We start from the raw sequence: 17,752 nt of genomic DNA, 5'->3' as shown, positions 1-17,752 counted from the left end.
TCGCTCGGGGTGGGCGGTTCGGGTGGCTTTAGACCCGCACCGCTTGCGCCACTCGCCCGGCATCTCCGAACACGCGCAGATATCGGGCGATTGCCACCGGATCGCCGGTCGCCTTCTCCGGATTGTCGGACAGCTTCACTGCTGGCCGGCCATTCACCCGCGACACCTTGCACACCAGCGACAGCGGGGCGAGCGCCGCATCCCCCTGCGGATCGCAGCCGCGGAAATCGTTGGTGAGGTTCGTGCCCCAGCCGAAGCTCATCCTCACGCGGCCGTGGAAGTGCCGGTAGGTCGCCGTGATCGAATCGACGTCCATGCCGTCCGAGAAGATCAGCAGCTTGCCGCGGGGGTCCTGACCCATGTCCCGCCACCAGCGGATAATCTGCTCGCCCGCCTCGATCGGGGGTGCGCTGTCGGGCCGGAAACCCGTCCAGTTCGCGACCCAGGGCGGAGCGGCCTGCAGAAAGGATGTCGTGCCAAAAGTATCCGGCAGGACGATCAACAGGTTGCCGGCATAATCCTCCTGCCATTCCTCAAGCACGCGATAGGGCGCACGGCGCAGTTCCTCATCGCCTTCAGCCTGCGCCGCCGCGACCATGGGCAGTTCATGGGCATTGGTTCCGATCGCTTCCAGATCGGCGTCCATGGCGAGCAGGACATTGGACGTGCCGATGAAGCGGCTGCCAAGTCCCTCCTTCAGCGCTTCCACGCACCAGCGTTGCCAGAGAAAGCCATGGCGCCGGCGGGTGCCGAAATCGGACAATGCAAGGTCCGGGAGCTGCTGCAACTGCTCGACCTTCTGCCACAGGCGCGCCTTTGCCCGGGCGTAAAGAACATCAAGTGCGAAGCGCCCGCGATGCCTCAGCGCCGCGCGGGACCGGAGTTCATTGACGATCGAGAGGGCGGGAATTTCCCACATGGTGGTGGCGGCCCAAGGGCCGGAAAAAGTGAGTTCGAACTGCCCGTCGACGGTGCGCAGCTCATATTCCGGGAGCTGGAACTCCGCCAGCCACGCGAGGAAGTCGGGACGGAACATCCGCTCCACGCCGTAGAAGGTGTTCCCGGCCAGCCAGATCAGTTCCTTTTTCGTGAAGCGCAGCGAACGTGCGTGATCCAGCTGCTCGCGCAGCTCGGCCTCGTCGATCACCTCGGCCAGACGCACCGAGCGGGTGCGGTTGATCAGCGAGAATGTGACCTGGGTTGCGGCGTGCCGCGACTGGATGAGTTGCAGCATCAGCAGCTTGTAGAAGTCGGTGTCGAGCAGGCTGCGCACGATCGGATCGAGCCGGAAACTATGATTATAGGTGCGCGTGGCGAGATCGGTGAGCGTCATGACCGTGCATTGCCCGAGAGAGCGGGTTCGTTCCAGCGGGGCACCGGCCGGGCGCAATGTGTACGGCCGCGGCGTTGTCGCGACCCATCTGCGACAGAGCCGGGCGATTTGCCCGGGTTAGTGCAAAGATACCAAGCCACGAGTTCGCGGGAGGACGGGCGTAGCGAGGGTGGCGCCGTTACGGGGGGTAAGCAGAACCGGCTACGGCGCTGGCGACGGGGCCGAAGTCATGTGACCTTGGCCGTGCGCCTCAGGACCGTCTTGAGCACGAAGCTTGAGTTGATTCGCGAGAGCATGGGAATGCGGGACAGCGTGCCGAGCATGACCTGAAAATGATCGAGATCGTTGACCACCACGCGAAGCAGATAGTCGTAATCCCCAGTCATTTGATAGCAGTCGGTGACTTCCTCAACATCTTGGATACTGCGTTCGAATATCGACAGCGCTTCATCCGACTGACGATCAAGCGTTACCGAAATCATCGCCTCTATCGCGCCGCTTAAACGACGTTCATTCAACCGTGTCGTATAGCCGAGAATGAAGCCATCACTTTCCAGACGGCGAACACGGCGGAGCGTCGGCGTGAGAGATAGACCGATCTCGGTGGCAAGTTCACGCCATGAGATGCGCCCGTTGTTCGTCAGTATCTTGAGGATACGCGTGTCGAACGCGTCGATCCTGGTCTTTTCCGTCATCTGGCCCCCTGGATGGCTCCGTCGCCGCGGGAAAGTTTACACAATGTGGCCGTGACCGCAATTTTTTGCCGCTAAATCGCAAGCTTGTGCCGCAGGTGGAGATGCGATCCTTGCTGCATTTCAGCTGCTTCGGGGCGCCGGCGCAGGGCCTTTGGTGATGGTGCGCCGGGATTGAAGAAGCAGTAGCCGCGGTGCCATTCACGTCCGCTTAGTTCAAACGAGCAATCATCATTCCAAAGGCAGCGCAAACTCGCCAAACAAAGATCAAAACGAACGAATTTAATGGTTGCGTTCTCCAACGGAACTCATTTTTATGGTCGGAAAGCCTGTTGGAGGCGGTGAGGGGGTGGCCGGCCACCGCGACGCTTGGTCGCAGTTCGGCAAGCATGTCGAACGGCATGATCCTGATGCCGGCTGCGCAGGCCAGGGATCACAGGACGAAGACGAGGGTCGCCACGATGGAGTTGAACATCGCCCCGCCCGGGGCAAAGGCCGGGATGCGCCCGGTCGATGAACGGGCAGTGTCGCTGATGAAGCGAGAGATCGCCGGGCAGACCGACGAGGTGCTGATGCGTCAGTTCGGCATCAGCTACAACACATGGCGCAAGGTGCGCGAAGGGCAGCCGATCCGCCGGTCCGTGGCCGACCGGCTGGAGCAACGGATGGCGGCTTTCTGCTGATTCATTTTGGATGACGGTCGTCCGTCCCATCCGCCAAAAATGGAAAGTCGACGGCGTGACGCGCCAGGCCCGCGCGGCACGACCGGTGATCGCGCGCTTGTCGCTGGCCGGTTTTGCCGCAACAAGGGCCTGAAACAGGAGCCCTTTCATGCGTCGTCGGACCTTTGTCGCCACCTTGCCCGCGCTTGCCATGGCGCCAACGCTTGCGAGGGCGCAGCAGGGAACGGGCGGCGGCGCGCAGGGCAACGAGGGTCCAGGGCAGGGCGGAGCACCACAGCCGGCAACGGCGAAGGGCGCGGACCTGCCGGGGCATTGGGCAGCCGGCGAGGACCGGTTCATCCGACCAGACGTGCATGGCGGCGATCGGCCGGTGGGGGCAAGCTTCGCCTCGCGCACGGCGGTTTACGGGATGAATGGCGCGGCAGGCACGGCGCATCCGTTCGCCACCCAAGCCGGCATCGACATCCTGAAGCGTGGCGGATCGGCCGTAGACGCAGCCATTGCCATGAATGCGTGCCTCGGCCTGCTGGAGCCGACCGCGAACGGCATCGGTGGCGATGTCTATGCGATGATCTGGGACCCGAAGCAGAAGAAGGTGGTAGGGCTGGCCGGATCGGGCGCAAGCCCGCGCGGACTGTCGCTGGAAACCGTGCGGTCGCGCGCGAAGAACGGCGTTCTGCCGCCGCTGGGCGCGATTACCGTGTCGGTGCCCGGAACGGTGGACGGCTGGTGGACCATGCACCAGCGCTACGGCAAGCTGCCCTGGGCGACGCTGTTCGAGCCGGCAATCGCCATGGCGGAGGCGGGGACGCCGGTGCCCGACATCATCGCCTATTACATCCGCCGCAGCATGGCGAATTTCGCGCGTCCCGGAAACGGCGTGGAGGAAACGGCCAATGCGCTGAAGACCTGGGGCATGGCGGACGGCAAAGGCCCGAAGGCGGGGCAGGTGTTTCGCAATCCCGATCTTGCCCGCACCTATCGCGTCATCGCGCAAGGCGGTCGGGACGCCTTCTACACCGGCGATCTCGCGCGCACGATCGATCGCTATTTCAAGAAGATCGGCGGCTGGCTGCGGTATGAGGATCTGGCGGCGCACCGCTCCGAATGGATCGAGCCGAACCGCACCGATTATCGCGGCACCACCGTGCACGCGCTGGGCGCCAACACGCAGGGCATCGCAACGCTGCAGATGCTCAATATCCTGGAGCATTTCGACCTGAAGGGAGCGGGCTTCCAATCGGCACTGTCGATCCATCTGCAGGCCGAAGCCAAGCGCCTCGCCTATGAGGATCGCGCGCGCTTCTATGCCGATCCGAAGTTCTCCAAGGTGCCGGTCGACTGGCTGATCTCCAAGGAATATGCCGCGCAGCGCGCCAAGCTCATCCGGCCTGACCGCATCCTGACGCCGGTCTATCCGGGGCAGGCGCCAAGCAAGGGCGACACGACCTATTTTTCCTGTGCCGACAAGGACGGGATGATGGTGTCGATGATCCAGTCCAACTTCCGCGGCATGGGATCGGGGCTGGTGGCCGATGGGCTCGGCTTCATGTTCCAGGACCGTGGGCAATTGTTCAGCCTGAAGGATGGGCACCCGAACATCTATGCGCCGGGCAAGCGACCGTTCCAGACGATCATCCCGGGCTTCGCCACACGCGGCGGCGATCCGTGGATGAGCTTTGGCGTGATGGGCGGGGACATGCAGCCGCAGGGGCAGACGCAGATCATCGTCAATCGCGTCGACTATGGGCTGGAAATCCAGTCCGCCGGCGATTCACCACGCTGGCACCATGAAGGATCGTCGCAGTCGATGGGCGAGGATGATCCGGATCTGGGCGTGGCAGGCCGGCTGCGGCTGGAAAGCGGCGTGCCGGACGCCACCCGCAAGCGGCTGGCCGAGATCGGCTGGCAGCTCGGTAATCCAGACGGGGGCTTCGGCCGGTACGAATGCGTCGAGCACCGCATGGATGGCGACACGCGAGTCTATGCCGCGGCGAGCGAGATGCGAGCCGATGGATGTGCGCTGGCGTATTGAACGGGGTGAGGGCTTTGAGCTTCTCTATCCGTTCGCCCTGAGCTTGTCGAAGGGCGTGCCTTGAGTGCAGTCACCTTGAACACGTACTTCGACAAGCTCAGTACGAACGGCTTTCACTGTTCAAGCCGGTTGGGAGTCGCTCAGTCCGGGTAGCGAGCGCGCATGAAGAACAGGCCGTCGGGTGGGGCGTTCAGGCCGAGGCGGGTGCGGTCGGCGGCGGCTAGGGCGTCGGCCATGTCGGCAATCGACCAGCGGCCGAGACCAACCAACGCGAGGCAGCCGACCATCGAGCGGACCTGATGGTGGAGGAACGACCTTGCCTCCGCCACGACGGATACGCGGTCGCCGGACCTTGCGACGCTTAGAACGTCGAGCGACTTCAGCGGGCTGGCCGATTGGCAATGGGCCGAGCGGAAGGTGGTGAAGTCATGGCGGCCGACCAGCAGCTGCGCGGCTTCATGCATGGCGGCGGCATCGAGCGGCTGGGCGACCTGCCAGGCGAGGCCCTTTTCCCAGGTGAGCGGGGCACGGCGGTTGACGATGCGATATTCGTAGGCGCGACCCAGGCAGGAAAAGCGGGCGTGCCAATCGCCCGGCACCTCCTCGCACGCGAGGATCGCGACGGGATTAGGGCGCAGGCGCGCGTTCAATGCCTCGCCAAGGCGGAAGGCGGTAATCGGCTTTTCGATGTCGAGATGCGCGCGCATCGCGGCGCCGTGGACGCCGGCATCGGTGCGGCCGGCGGCATGAACGGCTGTGCGCTCTCCCGTGACGGCGAAAGCAGCGTCCTCGATTGCCTGCTGGACGCTGGGGCCGTGATCCTGCCGCTGCCAGCCCATGAAGGGGCGGCCGTCGAATTCCACCGTCAGCGCGAAGCGAGTCACAGGCGGGTGCCGAGCGGGATGGGAAAGCCGCGCAGCAGCTCGTCTACCGTCATGACACCGCGGCCCGCGCGCTGGACATAGGCAGGGCGGATGACGCCAGCGGCACAGGCGATGGTGAAGCGGTCGTCGAGAACGGTGCCCGCGACCGGGGTGCTGCCTTCCTGTTCCGTTCGCCCTGCGCTTGTCGAAGCCTGTCCTGAGCTCTGTCGAAGGGGGCGCGCTTCGGCCCCATGGGCGTTGACAGGTTCAGCCCGAACGGGGACGGGTGAGTCGGCAAGTACCTCGGCTGCGAGGATGCGCAGACGTTCGCCGTTCACCTCCAGCCAGGCGCCTGGCGGGTTGAAGGCGCGGATCTGGCGCTCGGCCGCGGCGGCGTCCTGCGCGAAATCGAGGCGCATCTCATCCTTGGTGATCTTGGCCGCATAGGTGACGCCTTCATCGGGCTGCGGCACCGGCGGGTGGCTGTCGAGATCGGCCAGCACGTCCACCATCAGGCGGGCGCCCAAGCTGGCGAGTTCGGCCGTCAGTTCACCGGCGGTCTTGCCGGCGATTGGCGTGCGGCCTTCCAGCCGGACGGGGCCGGTATCCAGCCCTGCCTCCATCTGCATGATGCCGACGCCGGTCTCCGCATCGCCGGCAAGGATCGCACGCTGGATCGGGGCGGCGCCGCGCCATCGCGGGAGGAGCGAGCCGTGAAGGTTGAGGCAGCCGTGACGCGGCGCATCCAGGATCGGGCGGGGAAGGATCAGGCCATAGGCGGCGACCACTGCCACGTCCGCGTCCAGTGCGGCGAACGCCGCCTGCGCCTCGGCGTTCTTCAGCGACACCGGCGTGCGGACTTCGATGCCCAGCGCTTCCGCGCGCTGATGCACGGGTGAGGGGACCAGCGCACGACCGCGCCGGCCGCCTGGGCGGGGCGGCTGGCTGTAAGCCGCGACGATCTGATGCCCCGCAGCGGCGAGCGCGTCGAGCGCCGGCACCGCGAACTCGGGCGTTCCCATGAAGACGATCCGCATGGGCCGCGCTTCAACGCGCTGGCGCGGCCCGGCGCAACCCCCTATCTGTTCCCGCGATGGCATCGCAGGAGATCGAGGCGCTGACGGGCGCGCTGGCGCGGCTGCCCGGCCTGGGCCCACGTTCGGCGCGGCGGGCGGTGCTGCACCTCATGAAGAAACGCGAGGGCGCGCTGGTGCCGCTGCTCGCCGCCCTGCAGGCGGTGGAGGAGCGGCTGGCGACCTGCTCGACCTGCGGCAATGTGGACACGACCGATCCATGCGCGATCTGCACCGACCCGCGCCGCGATGCGCGATCGCTGTGCGTCGTGGAGGAAGTGGCGGACCTGTGGGCGCTGGATCGATCGCGGCTCTTTCCCGGCCGGTTTCACGTGCTGGGCGGCCGGTTGTCGGCGCTGGAGGGCGTGCGGCCGGAGGATCTGTCGATCGATCGGCTGGTGCAGCGCGTTGAGGGCGGCGGCGTGGACGAAGTGGTCCTGGCGATGAACGCGACGCTGGAGGGGCAGACCACCGCGCACTATATCGTGGAGCGGCTGGAGCGCTTTCCGGTGCGGATCACGCAGCTGGCGCATGGCCTGCCGGTCGGTGGCGAGCTGGATTACCTGGACGAGGGAACATTGGCGCAGGCGCTGCGCGCGCGCCGCCCTGTCGCCTGAGAACTGAGGGGAGGACAGGCCGTCGCCTGCCGCTTGATTCGGCGGGGAGGTGCCAATATCTGCTCGCAATGGCCGTTCTTCCCATTGTCGAGATCCCCGATCCCCGCCTTCGCCTGATGTGCGAGCCCGTTGCCGCGATTGACGCGGAGGTCCGCCAGCTTTCCGCCGACATGACGGAAACCATGTACGCCGCACACGGCATCGGCCTTGCCGCCATCCAGGTGGGCGTTGCCCGCCGAGTGGTGGTGATCGACCTGCAGGAACGCGAGACCGAGGACGAGGAAAAGCCCGAGGCAGTCCGCAACCCCGTGACGTACGTCAATCCGGAGATCCTGTGGGTTTCCGACGAGCTGTCGCGCTATCAGGAAGGCTGCCTGTCGATCCCGGAGCAATATGCCGAGGTGGAGCGCCCGGCGCGCTGCCGGGTGGCCTGGCTGGATCTCGATGGACAGCGGCATGAGGAGGAGATGAGCGGTCTGCTCGCCACCTGCATGCAGCATGAGATCGATCACCTGAACGGCGTGCTCTTCATCGACCACATCACTCGGCTGAAGCGCGACATGCTGCTCAAGAAGCTGGCCAAGGCGCGCAAGAACGCCGCCTGACAATGCTTGCCCCGCACGCCGGCGGGGGTTAGGTTCGCGCTTCGTTCTCATGAGGAGGAAGCGTGGAGCCGATTGCAGCATTGTTCGTCGTGGTCGCATTGCTGCTCGGGCTGGCGGTCGGCTGGTGGCTGGCGCAGCGAGGCATGGCGGCGATCCGGGCCGAGCGCGATGCGCGCGCCGATGAGTTCAAGAAGGCGATCGTCGACCTGGCCGGCGCCGAGGAAAGGGCGAAGGCGGCCGATGGCTTGCGGCAGGAACTGTCCGACCTTCGCTTCGATCGGGATGCTGCGCGTGCGGATATCGCGCGACTGGAGGCCGAGGCGCGCGGCTTCGATGCGCGGCTAAGCGAGCTGCGCGAGGCGAAAGACGCGCTGGCTGCGCAGTTCAGCCAGGTGGGGCAGAAGCTGCTGGCCGAGGCGCAGGACCGCTTCCTGCAACGGGCGGACGAGCGGTTTCGCGAATCGGAGCAAGTGGCAGGCGCGAACCTGCGGGCGATGCTTCAGCCGGTGAGCGAGCGGCTTCAGAAGTACGAGGATGGCGTGGCGAAGGTGGAGGCCGAGCGGCGCGACGCCTTTGGCGAGTTGCGCGGCCAGATCGAGCAAATGCGCGTTGGCCAGGAGAGCGTGCGCAGCGAGGCCGCCAAGCTGGTCAACGCGCTGCGCAATGCACCCAAGGCGCGGGGCCGCTGGGGCGAGCAGCAGTTGCGCAACGTGCTGGAAAGCTGCGGCCTTTCCGAACACGCCGATTTCGCGACCGAAGTGTCGGTGGCGGATGGCGAAGGCGGGCGGCTGCGGCCCGACGTGATCGTGCGCATTCCAGGCGGCAAGTCGCTGGTGATCGACGCCAAGGTTTCGCTGAACGCTTATCAGGATGCGTTCGGCGCAGTGGATGAGGCCGAGCGCGTAGCGGGGCTGACGGCGCATGCCGCGGCGATGCGCGCGCACGTCAACGGGCTGGGCGCCAAGAATTACTGGAGCCAGTTCGACGATGCGCCCGATTATGTGATCATGTTCGTGCCGGGCGAGCATTTCCTCTCCGCCGCGCTGGAGCATGATGCGGGCCTTTGGGATTATGCCTTCGAGCGGCGAGTGCTGCTGGCCACGCCGACCAACCTGATCGCGATCGCCCGCACGGTGGCGGCGGTGTGGCGGCAGGAACTGCTGGCGGAACAGGCACGTGAGATCGCGCAGCTCGGCAAGGATCTGTATGCGCGCCTGTCGGTGATGGGCGGGCATGTCGCGAAACTCGGCAAGAACCTCGACACGGCGATGGGCGCGTACAACCAGTTCGTCGGCAGCCTGGAATCGCAGGTGCTGACGCAGGCTCGGCGCTTCGAGGCGCTGAAGATCGACACGGCGGGCAAGAGCATCGAGGCGCCGCCGGTGAGCGAACAAGGCGCGCGGCCGCTGACCAAGCTGATCACGAGCGAGGCGGCGGAGTAGGCTTTTGGCGCTACGTCATGCCGGGCTCGTCCCGGCATTCAGAGTCTTTGTCTTTCAGACCTTTGATTATTCGGAAGACCGGACGCCAGGACCAGCCCGGCAGGACGTATTTGATTGACGTTGCTTTGATCACCTTGTCGTCCCGGCCTCGCGCCGGGACGACGTAGAACTTCTTACGCCCGCAGCGCCGCCGCTGCTCGCGCCTTTGCCTCGATCTCTGTCGGCGTACCGCCCGCGACCCAGCTCCCGCCGACGCACAGCACCGGTGCGAAGGCCAGCCAATCGGGCGCGCTTGCCTCGGTGATCCCGCCAGTGGGGCAGAAGCGGCATTGGTGGAAGGGCGCGGCGAGCGCCTTCAGCGCCTTCAGCCCGCCGGAGGTTTCGGCGGGGAAGAACTTGAAGTGGGTGAGCCCCAGATCAAGGCCGCGCATGATGTCGCCCGCCGTGGCGACACCGGGAAGGAAGGGTACGCCGCTGGCGATGATGGGCTCGGCCAGTCGCTCCGTAAGGCCGGGCGACACGATGAACTCGGCGCCCGCGTCCATGACCTGACTGAACTGCTCGCCGGAGACGACCGTGCCCGCGCCAACGATCGCGCCCGAAACCTTTTTCATCTCGCGGATGGCGTCGAGGGCGGCAGGGGTGCGCAGGGTGACTTCAAGAACACGCAGCCCGCCGGCGACCAACGCCTCCGCCATCGGGCGGGCGCTGGCCACGTCATCGATGACGAGTACGGGGATGACCGGGCTGGTCCGCATGATATCGGCAATGGTGGTCATGCCGTATGCTCCTGGGCGAAGGCAGCGGCGGCGCCGAAGAGGCCCGGCTGCGGGTGGGTGATGAGCTTGACCGGAATGCCGGCCATCATCGACTGGAAACGGCCCTTGGCGACGAAGCGCTGGTCGAAGCCGGAACGGATCAGCTTGTCCTTGATGCGCAGTCCGAGACCACCGGCGATCACCACGCCATTGGCGCCATGCGCCAGCGCGAGATCGCCGGCGGTCGCGCCAAGCGCGAGGCAGAAGCGATCGAGCGCGGCGAGCGCGATCGAGTCCGTGCCCTCCAGCGCCTCGGTCCAGATCGCCTTGTCCTCGCGGGTCGGAACCGAGCGGCCCTCCATCTCGGCCAGCGTTTCATAGATGGCGACGATCCCCGGGCCAGCGCAGATCCGCTCCGTCGAGACGCGCGTGAAGGTGCGGCGGAGGCGCTTCAGGATTGCGTCTTCGATGGGATCGAGCGGGGCGTAATCGACGTGCCCGCCCTCCGTGGGGAGGACGTGATAGCTGCCGTTGGTCTTCAACACCTGAGCGACGCCGAGCCCGGTGCCGGGACCACAAATGGTGGTCACGCCCTTTGCCGGGATTGGCGTGTCCGGACCGCAGAGATGGTCAAAATCGCTCTCCGGCAATTGTGCGACGGCGTGGCCGATGGCGCCGAAGTCGTTGATGATCGTGTAAGTCTCGGCCCCCAGCCGCTCGGGAATGAGCGACGGGCGGATCACCCAGGGATTGTTGGTCAAGCGGATGACATCGCCGGTGATCGGCGAGGCGACCGCGATGGCAGCCGCCTTAGGAACGGGTCGATCGAGCTTCTTCTCGAACGCCTGCCACGCGGTTTGCAGGCTGGCATGCTCGGCCGTCTTGAGCGTGACCGGCTCGCCGAGCGAGACGACGCGGCCGTTCTCGACCTCCGCAATGGCAAAGCGGGCGTGCGTGCCGCCGATGTCTACTGATACGACTTCCATCTTCTACTCCCCCTCCCCATCAGGGGAGAGGGCCGGGGAGAGGGGCAGCCCCTCGCATCCGGCCCATGCGTTCAGAGGCTTTTGACTGCCCCTCTCCCTGTCCTCCCCCCGGCAGGGGAGAGGGCGTTCGCTTCTCTACAATCCAGCGCCTGCCAGCACCGCGCTTGCGCCGCGTTCCGCCTCGTCGGCGAGTCCGCGGAACATGCCGAACAGCTCGCGGCCGAAGCCGTCGGCGGGTGGCGGTGCGTCGGCGGGTGCGCGTGCGGCCCATACAGCCGCGTCGACCAGTGCCTCCAGCGTGCCGGCCTCCGCATCGACGCGGATGAGGTCGCCGTCGCGGATCAGGCCGATCGGCCCGCCACCGAGCGCCTCGGGCGAGACGTGGATCGCCGCCGGCACCTTGCCCGACGCGCCGGACATGCGGCCGTCAGTGACGAGCGCAACGCGAAAGCCCTTGTTCTGCAGCACGCCGAGCGGCGGGGTGAGCTTGTGCAGTTCCGGCATGCCGTTGGCACGCGGGCCCTGGAAGCGGACCACGACGACCACGTCGCGATCGAGTTCACCAGCCTGGAATGCCGCAAGCACCTCTGCCTGGTCGGAGAAGACCGCGGCAGGAGCCTCCACGATCCAGCGGTCCTGCTCCACCGCCGAAACCTTGATGCAGGCGCGGCCGATGTTGCCGGCGAGGATGCGCATGCCGCCATCGGGCGAGAAGGGATCAGCGGGAGTGCGCAGGATCGTGTCGTCGCCGCTCGGGCCGGGATCGCGCCAGACGAGGGCGTCGCCATCAAGTGTCGGCTTCGCCGAGGCATCGGTGAGCGACTGGCTGCCGGCGGTGAGGATGTCGCCATGGAGGTGCCCGCTCGCGATCAACTCGCGGATGACGAACGCCATGCCGCCTGCTTCCTCAAAGCCGTTCACGTCGGCGGCGCCATTGGGATAGACACGCGCGATGAGCGGCACGGCGCTGGAGAGGCGATCGAGATCCTCCCAGTCGATGATGATCCCAGCGGCGCGGGCGATGGCGGGGAGGTGAAGCAAATGGTTGGTCGAGCCGCCGGTCGCGAGCAAGCCGACGGCCGCGTTCACGATCGCGCGCTCGTCGACGCAATGGCCGATCGGGCGATAGTCGTTACCGCGCCAGCCAAGCTCGGCGACGCGGTGAACGGCGGCGCGGGTCAGTGCCTGGCGCAGCTTCGTACCCGGATTGACGAAGGCGGCGTTGGGAACGTGGAGCCCCATCACCTCCATCATCATCTGGTTGGTATTGGCGGTGCCAAAGAAGGTGCAGGTGCCCTGCGTGTGATAGGCGGCGATCTCGCTGTCGAGCAGCTCCTCCCGGTCCGCGTCGCCGGTGGCGTAGCGCTCGCGCACGGCGGCCTTGGCCTTGTTCGACAGGCCCGAAGGCATCGGGCCGCCAGGCACCAGCAGCATGGGGAGGTGGCCGAAGCGGAGCGCCCCCATGAGGAGGCCGGGAACGATCTTGTCGCAGATGCCGAGCAGCAAAGCGCCTTCAAACGTGCCGTGGCTGAGCGCGATGGCAGTGGAGAGGGCGATCGTGTCGCGACTGAACAGCGACAGCTCCATTCCCGCATAGCCTTGCGTCACGCCGTCGCACATCGCCGGCACGCCGCCAGCGACCTGCGCGGTCGCGCCGACCTCGCGCGCCCAGACCTTCATCTGTTCAGGGTAACGGTAATAGACCGCATGGGCGGAGAGCATGTCGTTATAGGCCGTGACGATGCCGATGTTCATGCCGCCGCCTGCCTTCATCGCAGGGCGGTCCTCCTCCGTGCCGGCATAAGCGTGCGCAAGGTTCGCGCAGCCGAGCATCGGGCGGCCGATCCACTGGTCCCGCTCCCGGGTTAGCAGGTCGAGGTAGCGCGTGCGGCCCTCGCGCGAGCGAGCGATGACGCGATCGGTGACGGCGGAGACGACAGAGTGCAACGGCATAAGGATACTCTACTCCGTTCGCCCTGAGCTTGTCGAAGGGCGTGTTCCGGACACGGGCTTCGACAGGCTCAGCCCGAACGGGGAGGGAAGACACAGATCGGCTAGGTCACTCCGCCCAGTGAATATCCACCGGCAATTCGGCGTCGGCCAGCACGCGGCCGATCGGATATGGCGATCCGGCACCCTGGGCGATGGCATCTTCCAGCACCTTGCGCTTCTTCGCGCCGGTGACGGCGATCATCAGCGCCTTGGCCGAGATGATGCCGGCGCGCGACAGCGTGACGCGGGGGACGGGCGCTTCCTCTGGCAGCGGCTCCGGCATGACGCCGAGCGCGCGGCGTTCGCGTGGGCCGTTCAGCGCCTCGTCGAAGTCCGGGCCGGGGAAGATCGATGCGGTATGGCCGTCGCCACCGACACCGAGCAAGCAGAGGTCGAGCGGCCAGTGCAGGTCCTGCATCAGCGCGTCCGCCGAGCGGCCGGCAGCCTTATAGTCGGCGGTCGCCTGCGGGACGATCGGGATGACGCGCGCGCCCTTGGGAATGAAGGTCTTGCCGATCATCGTGACGTTGCTGAGCGGATCGCCGAGCGGCACGACGCGCTCATCGGTCGGCAGGATCGTCACGCGCTTCCAGTCAAGCTTCGCGCCGGCGAGCTTCTGATAGATTGGCACAGGGGTCTTGCCGCCCGGCAGTGCGATAACCGCAGCGCCGCGCGCATCAATCGCGCTTTCGATGATGAACTGCACATCGCCGGCGACAGCCTCCGCCATTTCCGCCGCGTCATCATATTCCCACCACTCGATTTCGTCGCTCATTCCATTTCCTTTCTCCCTCTGCCCGCTTGCGGGGAGAGGGTCGGGGAGAGGGGCAGTTACGAGCGTCGCGCTCCGACACTGCTCCTCTCCCGACCTCCCCCGGCTTTCGCCGGGGTCGGCCACCCTCTCCCCGCCAGCGGGGAGAGGGAGACCATCAATCGTCCTGCCAGGTCACGCCATCGCGCTCGGTCAACGCGATCGAGGCGGCCGGACCCCAGGTGCCGGCGCTGTAATGCTTCGGCTTCATATCGTTCGCCTTCCAGCCTTCGCGGATGGCGTCGATCCAGGTCCATTGCGCCTCCACCTCATCGCGGCGGACGAACAACGTCTGATCGCCCTCGATAAGGTCCAGCAGCAGGCGCTCATAGGCGATGCGGCGGCGCTTGCCGGCAAATTCGGCGTCCAGGCTGAGGTTCAGCGGCACTTCGCGCAGGCGTATGCCCTCACGATCAAGGCCCGGCTCCTTCGCCATCACCAGCAGCTGGATATATTCCTCGGGCTGGAGGCGGATCACCAGCATGTTGGGCTGCAGCAATCCGCCGCGCCCCGAGAACATGGAGTGCGGCACCGGCTTGAACTGGATCGCGATCTCGCTGCGACGGGTCGGCATCCGCTTGCCGGTGCGCAGGTAGAAGGGCACGCCCTGCCAGCGCCAATTATCGACATGCGCCTTCAGCGCCACGAAGGTTTCGGTGTTCGAATCCTTGCCGAGCTCCTCGTCATAGCCCTTGACGATCTCACCCTTCACCGCGCCGCCGACATATTGACCGATCACGCTGTTCTGCGGCACTTCCTCCGGCTTCAGCTGCCGCAGCGAGCGGAAAACCTTGGCCTTCTCGTCGCGGATCTCGGTCACGTCATAGCGCGCCGGCGGCTCCATCGCGATCAGCGCGACGAGCTGCAGGATATGGTTTGCCACCATGTCGCGGAGCGCGCCCGCCCCATCGTAATAGCCTGCGCGATCCTCCAGCCCGACCGTCTCGCTGACGGTGATCTGGACATTGTCGATCCCCTGCGCATTCCACACCGGCTCGAAGAAGGAGTTGCCGAAGCGCAGCGCGAGAATGTTCTGCACCGTCTCCTTGCCGAGATAGTGATCGATGCGGAAAGTACGGTCTTCCGGAAAGGCGGTGGCGACACAATCGTTGATCTCGCGGCTGGAGGCGAGATCGTAGCCGAGCGGCTTTTCCAGCCCGATGCGCACCGTCTCACCGGCGAGACCCGCACTTTCCAACCCGCGGATCACCTGTTCGAACAGCGACGGCGCGGTGGAGAGGAAGATAGCCAGCCCGCCGGAGACATCCCCGACCTTCGCGGCGAGCGCGTCATAGCCTTCCAGCGTAGTCGCATCGAGCGCCTGGTATTGAAGGCGTGCCAGGAAGGACTGGATCGCATCCGGATCCTTGCGGTCCTTGGGAAGAAACTCTTCCAGCGCATCCTTCGCGAAGGCACGAAAGCTCTCGTCGTCATGGTCGGACCGGGCGGTGCCAGTGATGGTCAGTCCGTCCGGCAGCAGCTTGTCGGCATGAAGCCCGTAGAGCGACGGCAGCAACATGCGCTGGGCCAGATCGCCCGTCGCGCCGAACAACAGTAATTTGCCCACGGGATTGCGCTGCATGGGGGCTCCTCCTTCTGGCTTGTCGCTGCGGCTATCGAAGCCGGCGGATCACGTCGTTTGCCCGGTCAGTAGACCAGACCGGCGAGTGGATCGGCGCCGATCATCAGGTTCAGGTTCTGCACCGCAGCCCCGGACGCGCCCTTGCCGAGATTGTCCAGCATCGCAACCAGACGCGCCTGGCGGCCATCGGGATCGGCAAAGACCCACAGGTCGAGGCGATCGTTGGGCGCGGCGTGGGCGCTCATGATCAGTTCGTCCGGCTGGTCATCGTGAACGGTGACCAAGGGTGCCGTATCGAACGTGGCGTGCAGCACGTCCAGCATCGCCGCGCGCGTGGGCGCGGTCGGCACGGCGGCGAGCGGAACGGGCACCTCAACGATCATGCCGCGGAACGCCCGAGTGACGGATGGCGCGAACAGGGGCGGGTGAACCAATCCGGCGTGGCGCTGCATTTCCGGCACATGCTTGTGGCCCAGCGAATAGCCATATCCGCGGAAGGCAAGATCAGGCTGCTCGTCAAATCGGGCGATCAGCGCCTTGCCGCCACCGGAGTAGCCGGACACGGCATTGACGGTGAAGGGCCAGTCGGCGGGCAGCACGCCGGCGCGAACAAGCGGTGCCACCAGCGCCAGAAAGCCCGTGGGATAGCAGCCCGGGTTCGACACGCGCGCGGCCCCTGCGACGTCGAAGCCGAGTTCGGGAAAGCCATAGGTCCAGCCATCCGCGACGCGGAACGCGCTCGACGCATCGATCACGCGGGTCTCGGGATTGTCGATCAGCGCCACGGCCTCACGCGCGGCATCATCGGGAAGGCAGAGAATGACGACGTCGGCAGCGTTGATAGCGTCGCGCCGAGCGCCGGCGTCCTTCCTTTTCTCTTCTGGCAGCGTCACCAACGTCAGGTCCGTGCGCTGTTCCAGCCGCTCGCGAATCTCCAGCCCGGTGGTGCCCGCCGCGCCATCGATGAAGATGCCGGCCGTCATGCCTTGTCTCCGAGCTTCGCGGTGCCATCAACACGAAGCGCGTCTGCCCGGACGTAACCGACCAGGCCTGTTGCCGGCGCGACGCCCCAGGCCAGCTCGCCTGTGACATCCAGAAGCTCGAACAAGTCGCCGGGTGACAGGGTTGCCAATACGTCTGAATTGGCAGCGCGGGTCGCGTGCATGGGCGCGGCAGCCGCAACGGTGCGGGACAGGGGGGCGGCGTAATGCGGCGCGAATACCTGATCGGCGAGGCGGACGTCTGCTAGGTCGCCGCGTACCGCATGACGCGTTGGATCAAGCACGCGCGATCTTCCGACAAGCGCGAACGTCTTATGCGGTGGCACGAGCGGGGACGGGCTGGTCGCCGTCGCCGAGAAACTGGCCGAACTCCTCAAGAAAATTTGCCCCTTCGGAAGTGCGCGCGACGAAGATGTTGCGCTTGTCGCTATCATCGCGTTGGCGGCGCAGATAGCCGAGCGCACCAAGTCTGTTCAAGGCGCGTGTCACGACCGGCTTGGAAACGTTCAATATGCGGGCCAGGCCGCGCACCGTATGGGGCCCCGGTTTCAGATAAACCACCAGCAACAATGCCATTTGCCGATTGGTGAGATCTGGCTCCCCCGAGCGGACATAGTCCACCAGGGTGTTCATCCATGAACTCAGATCGGAATTCGCCAAGCTTGCCACGATGCGTCATCCGGAAAACACGGCCGCTGATGCGTGCCATTCGCGTCAGATAACGTCCACCTGCCCGGCTGGTTTCAGTACTGTCACGAAATCGACCAATGGTTGATCGCCGGGCCGCTGCGCCCTATGTGCGCGCATCCGCCGGCAGGGTCGGCATCATATCGGGTCCAGCATGTTCACCTTCCTTCTCGTCGTTCAGGCGATCATCGCAGCCGCACTCGTTACGGTGATCCTGATGCAGCGGTCGGAAGGCGGCGGCCTGACCAGCAGCGGCAGCCCTTCTGGCCTGATGTCGGCCCGCGGCGCCGCCGATTTCCTGACGCGCGCGACTTCCGTGCTTGCCGGACTCTTCGTTGTCCTGTCGATCGCGCTGGCCGTGTTGGCGGCGACGCGCGGGGGCACCAATGTCGACACCTCGCTGGAGCGGACGGCGCCGGTGAGCCAGACGGCGCCGCAGCCGCAGGCCGATGACGCGGCACTTTCCGGTGCGGAGGCGGCGGCAGCTGCAGCAGCGGCGAACCAGACCGCGCCGGCCGACAACGGCGTTCCGCTCGCCCGTTAATTCACTCCGGTTCGCCGGTTTCGTTGCGCCCGCGTGTACGCGGGCGCT

General features: G+C 66.1%; 18 protein-coding genes. 6 read left to right on the top strand and 12 right to left on the bottom strand.

The features are described 5' to 3' along the window. Positions 1-28 precede the first annotated feature (28 nt). Together pncB and BMX36_RS06870 are read right to left on the bottom strand one after the other, a co-directional pair. A complete protein-coding gene (gene pncB, locus BMX36_RS06875; RefSeq protein ID WP_093064106.1) occupies positions 29-1,333 on the bottom strand; it encodes a nicotinate phosphoribosyltransferase in 1,305 nt (434 codons plus the stop codon). A 227-nt stretch (positions 1,334-1,560) separates the two neighbouring features. Next, positions 1,561-2,028, bottom strand: a complete 468-nt coding sequence (locus tag BMX36_RS06870; RefSeq protein ID WP_066774886.1) for an Lrp/AsnC family transcriptional regulator — start codon at positions 2,026-2,028, stop codon at positions 1,561-1,563. A 338-nt stretch (positions 2,029-2,366) separates the two neighbouring features. On the opposite strand from BMX36_RS06870, the gene BMX36_RS22075 reads away from it, so the two are divergent. Both BMX36_RS22075 and BMX36_RS06860 read left to right on the top strand, forming a co-directional pair. Continuing rightward, positions 2,367-2,708, top strand: a complete 342-nt coding sequence (locus BMX36_RS22075) for a hypothetical protein (protein ID WP_256210684.1) — start codon at positions 2,367-2,369, stop codon at positions 2,706-2,708. Between the two features lie 148 nt (positions 2,709-2,856). Then, the gene (locus BMX36_RS06860; protein WP_093064105.1) at positions 2,857-4,743 is read left to right on the top strand and encodes a gamma-glutamyltransferase family protein; all 1,887 of its coding nucleotides are present in this window, start codon (positions 2,857-2,859) and stop codon (positions 4,741-4,743) included. Positions 4,744-4,883: 140 nt separating this feature from the next. Here the strand turns inward: BMX36_RS06860 and truA are convergent, their stop codons facing one another. Then, positions 4,884-5,627 (bottom strand): tRNA pseudouridine(38-40) synthase TruA, encoded by a 744-nt coding sequence (gene truA, locus BMX36_RS06855; RefSeq protein ID WP_093064104.1) that lies wholly within the window; start codon positions 5,625-5,627, stop codon positions 4,884-4,886. Next, positions 5,624-6,643: a methionyl-tRNA formyltransferase gene (gene fmt, locus BMX36_RS06850; RefSeq protein WP_093064103.1), complete on the bottom strand. Its 1,020-nt coding sequence runs from the start codon at positions 6,641-6,643 to the stop codon at positions 5,624-5,626. Before fmt ends, truA begins: the two co-directional genes overlap by 4 nt. A 56-nt stretch (positions 6,644-6,699) precedes the next feature. Between fmt and recR the strand changes: the two genes are divergently transcribed. The 3 genes from recR (at position 6,700) to rmuC (ending at position 9,343) form a co-directional block, all read left to right on the top strand. Beyond that, a complete protein-coding gene (gene recR, locus BMX36_RS06845) occupies positions 6,700-7,296 on the top strand; it encodes a recombination mediator RecR (protein ID WP_066774875.1) in 597 nt (198 codons plus the stop codon). Between the two features lie 68 nt (positions 7,297-7,364). Continuing rightward, the gene (def, locus tag BMX36_RS06840; protein ID WP_066774871.1) at positions 7,365-7,901 is read left to right on the top strand and encodes a peptide deformylase; all 537 of its coding nucleotides are present in this window, start codon (positions 7,365-7,367) and stop codon (positions 7,899-7,901) included. Between the two features lie 62 nt (positions 7,902-7,963). Then, positions 7,964-9,343 carry a DNA recombination protein RmuC gene (rmuC, locus tag BMX36_RS06835; protein ID WP_256210683.1) on the top strand — a complete coding sequence of 460 codons (1,380 nt, stop codon included), beginning with the start codon at positions 7,964-7,966 and terminating at the stop codon, positions 9,341-9,343. A 173-nt stretch (positions 9,344-9,516) separates the two neighbouring features. Here rmuC and eda read toward each other — a convergent pair whose 3' ends face one another. The 8 genes from eda to BMX36_RS06795 all read right to left on the bottom strand — a co-directional run bounded on the left by eda (position 9,517) and on the right by BMX36_RS06795 (position 17,106). Continuing rightward, positions 9,517-10,122 (bottom strand): bifunctional 4-hydroxy-2-oxoglutarate aldolase/2-dehydro-3-deoxy-phosphogluconate aldolase, encoded by a 606-nt coding sequence (gene eda, locus BMX36_RS06830; RefSeq protein ID WP_093064102.1) that lies wholly within the window; start codon positions 10,120-10,122, stop codon positions 9,517-9,519. Further along, on the bottom strand, positions 10,119-11,087 hold the full coding sequence (gene glk / locus BMX36_RS06825) for a glucokinase (RefSeq protein WP_093064101.1): 969 nt from the start codon (positions 11,085-11,087) through the stop codon (positions 10,119-10,121). The genes eda and glk overlap by 4 nt, the downstream gene beginning before the upstream one ends. A gap of 135 nt (positions 11,088-11,222) precedes the next feature. Further along, entirely contained in the window at positions 11,223-13,040 is a 1,818-nt protein-coding gene (gene edd / locus BMX36_RS06820) for a phosphogluconate dehydratase (protein ID WP_093064100.1), read from the bottom strand. Positions 13,041-13,146: 106 nt separating this feature from the next. Then, positions 13,147-13,854 carry a 6-phosphogluconolactonase gene (pgl, locus tag BMX36_RS06815; protein WP_093064099.1) on the bottom strand — a complete coding sequence of 236 codons (708 nt, stop codon included), beginning with the start codon at positions 13,852-13,854 and terminating at the stop codon, positions 13,147-13,149. 154 nt (positions 13,855-14,008) lie between these two features. Beyond that, positions 14,009-15,472 (bottom strand): glucose-6-phosphate dehydrogenase, encoded by a 1,464-nt coding sequence (gene zwf / locus BMX36_RS06810; protein WP_093064098.1) that lies wholly within the window; start codon positions 15,470-15,472, stop codon positions 14,009-14,011. Between the two features lie 65 nt (positions 15,473-15,537). After that, positions 15,538-16,455 (bottom strand): N-acetyl-gamma-glutamyl-phosphate reductase, encoded by a 918-nt coding sequence (gene argC, locus BMX36_RS06805; RefSeq protein WP_093064097.1) that lies wholly within the window; start codon positions 16,453-16,455, stop codon positions 15,538-15,540. Continuing rightward, positions 16,452-16,757, bottom strand: a complete 306-nt coding sequence (locus BMX36_RS06800; RefSeq protein WP_093064096.1) for a hypothetical protein — start codon at positions 16,755-16,757, stop codon at positions 16,452-16,454. Before BMX36_RS06800 ends, argC begins: the two co-directional genes overlap by 4 nt. Positions 16,758-16,785: 28 nt before the next feature. Then, positions 16,786-17,106 (bottom strand): MarR family transcriptional regulator, encoded by a 321-nt coding sequence (locus BMX36_RS06795; protein ID WP_066779756.1) that lies wholly within the window; start codon positions 17,104-17,106, stop codon positions 16,786-16,788. A 208-nt stretch (positions 17,107-17,314) separates the two neighbouring features. On the opposite strand from BMX36_RS06795, the gene secG reads away from it, so the two are divergent. Then, positions 17,315-17,704 (top strand): preprotein translocase subunit SecG, encoded by a 390-nt coding sequence (secG, locus tag BMX36_RS06790; protein WP_093064095.1) that lies wholly within the window; start codon positions 17,315-17,317, stop codon positions 17,702-17,704. Positions 17,705-17,752 lie beyond the last annotated feature (48 nt).

The sequence above is a fragment of the Sphingomonas sp. OV641 genome (genome assembly GCF_900109205.1).
In the GTDB taxonomy this organism is placed as follows: domain Bacteria; phylum Pseudomonadota; class Alphaproteobacteria; order Sphingomonadales; family Sphingomonadaceae; genus Sphingomonas.
Note: the sequence above shows the minus strand (reverse complement) of the source record. Positions and strands in the feature narration are given on the sequence as shown.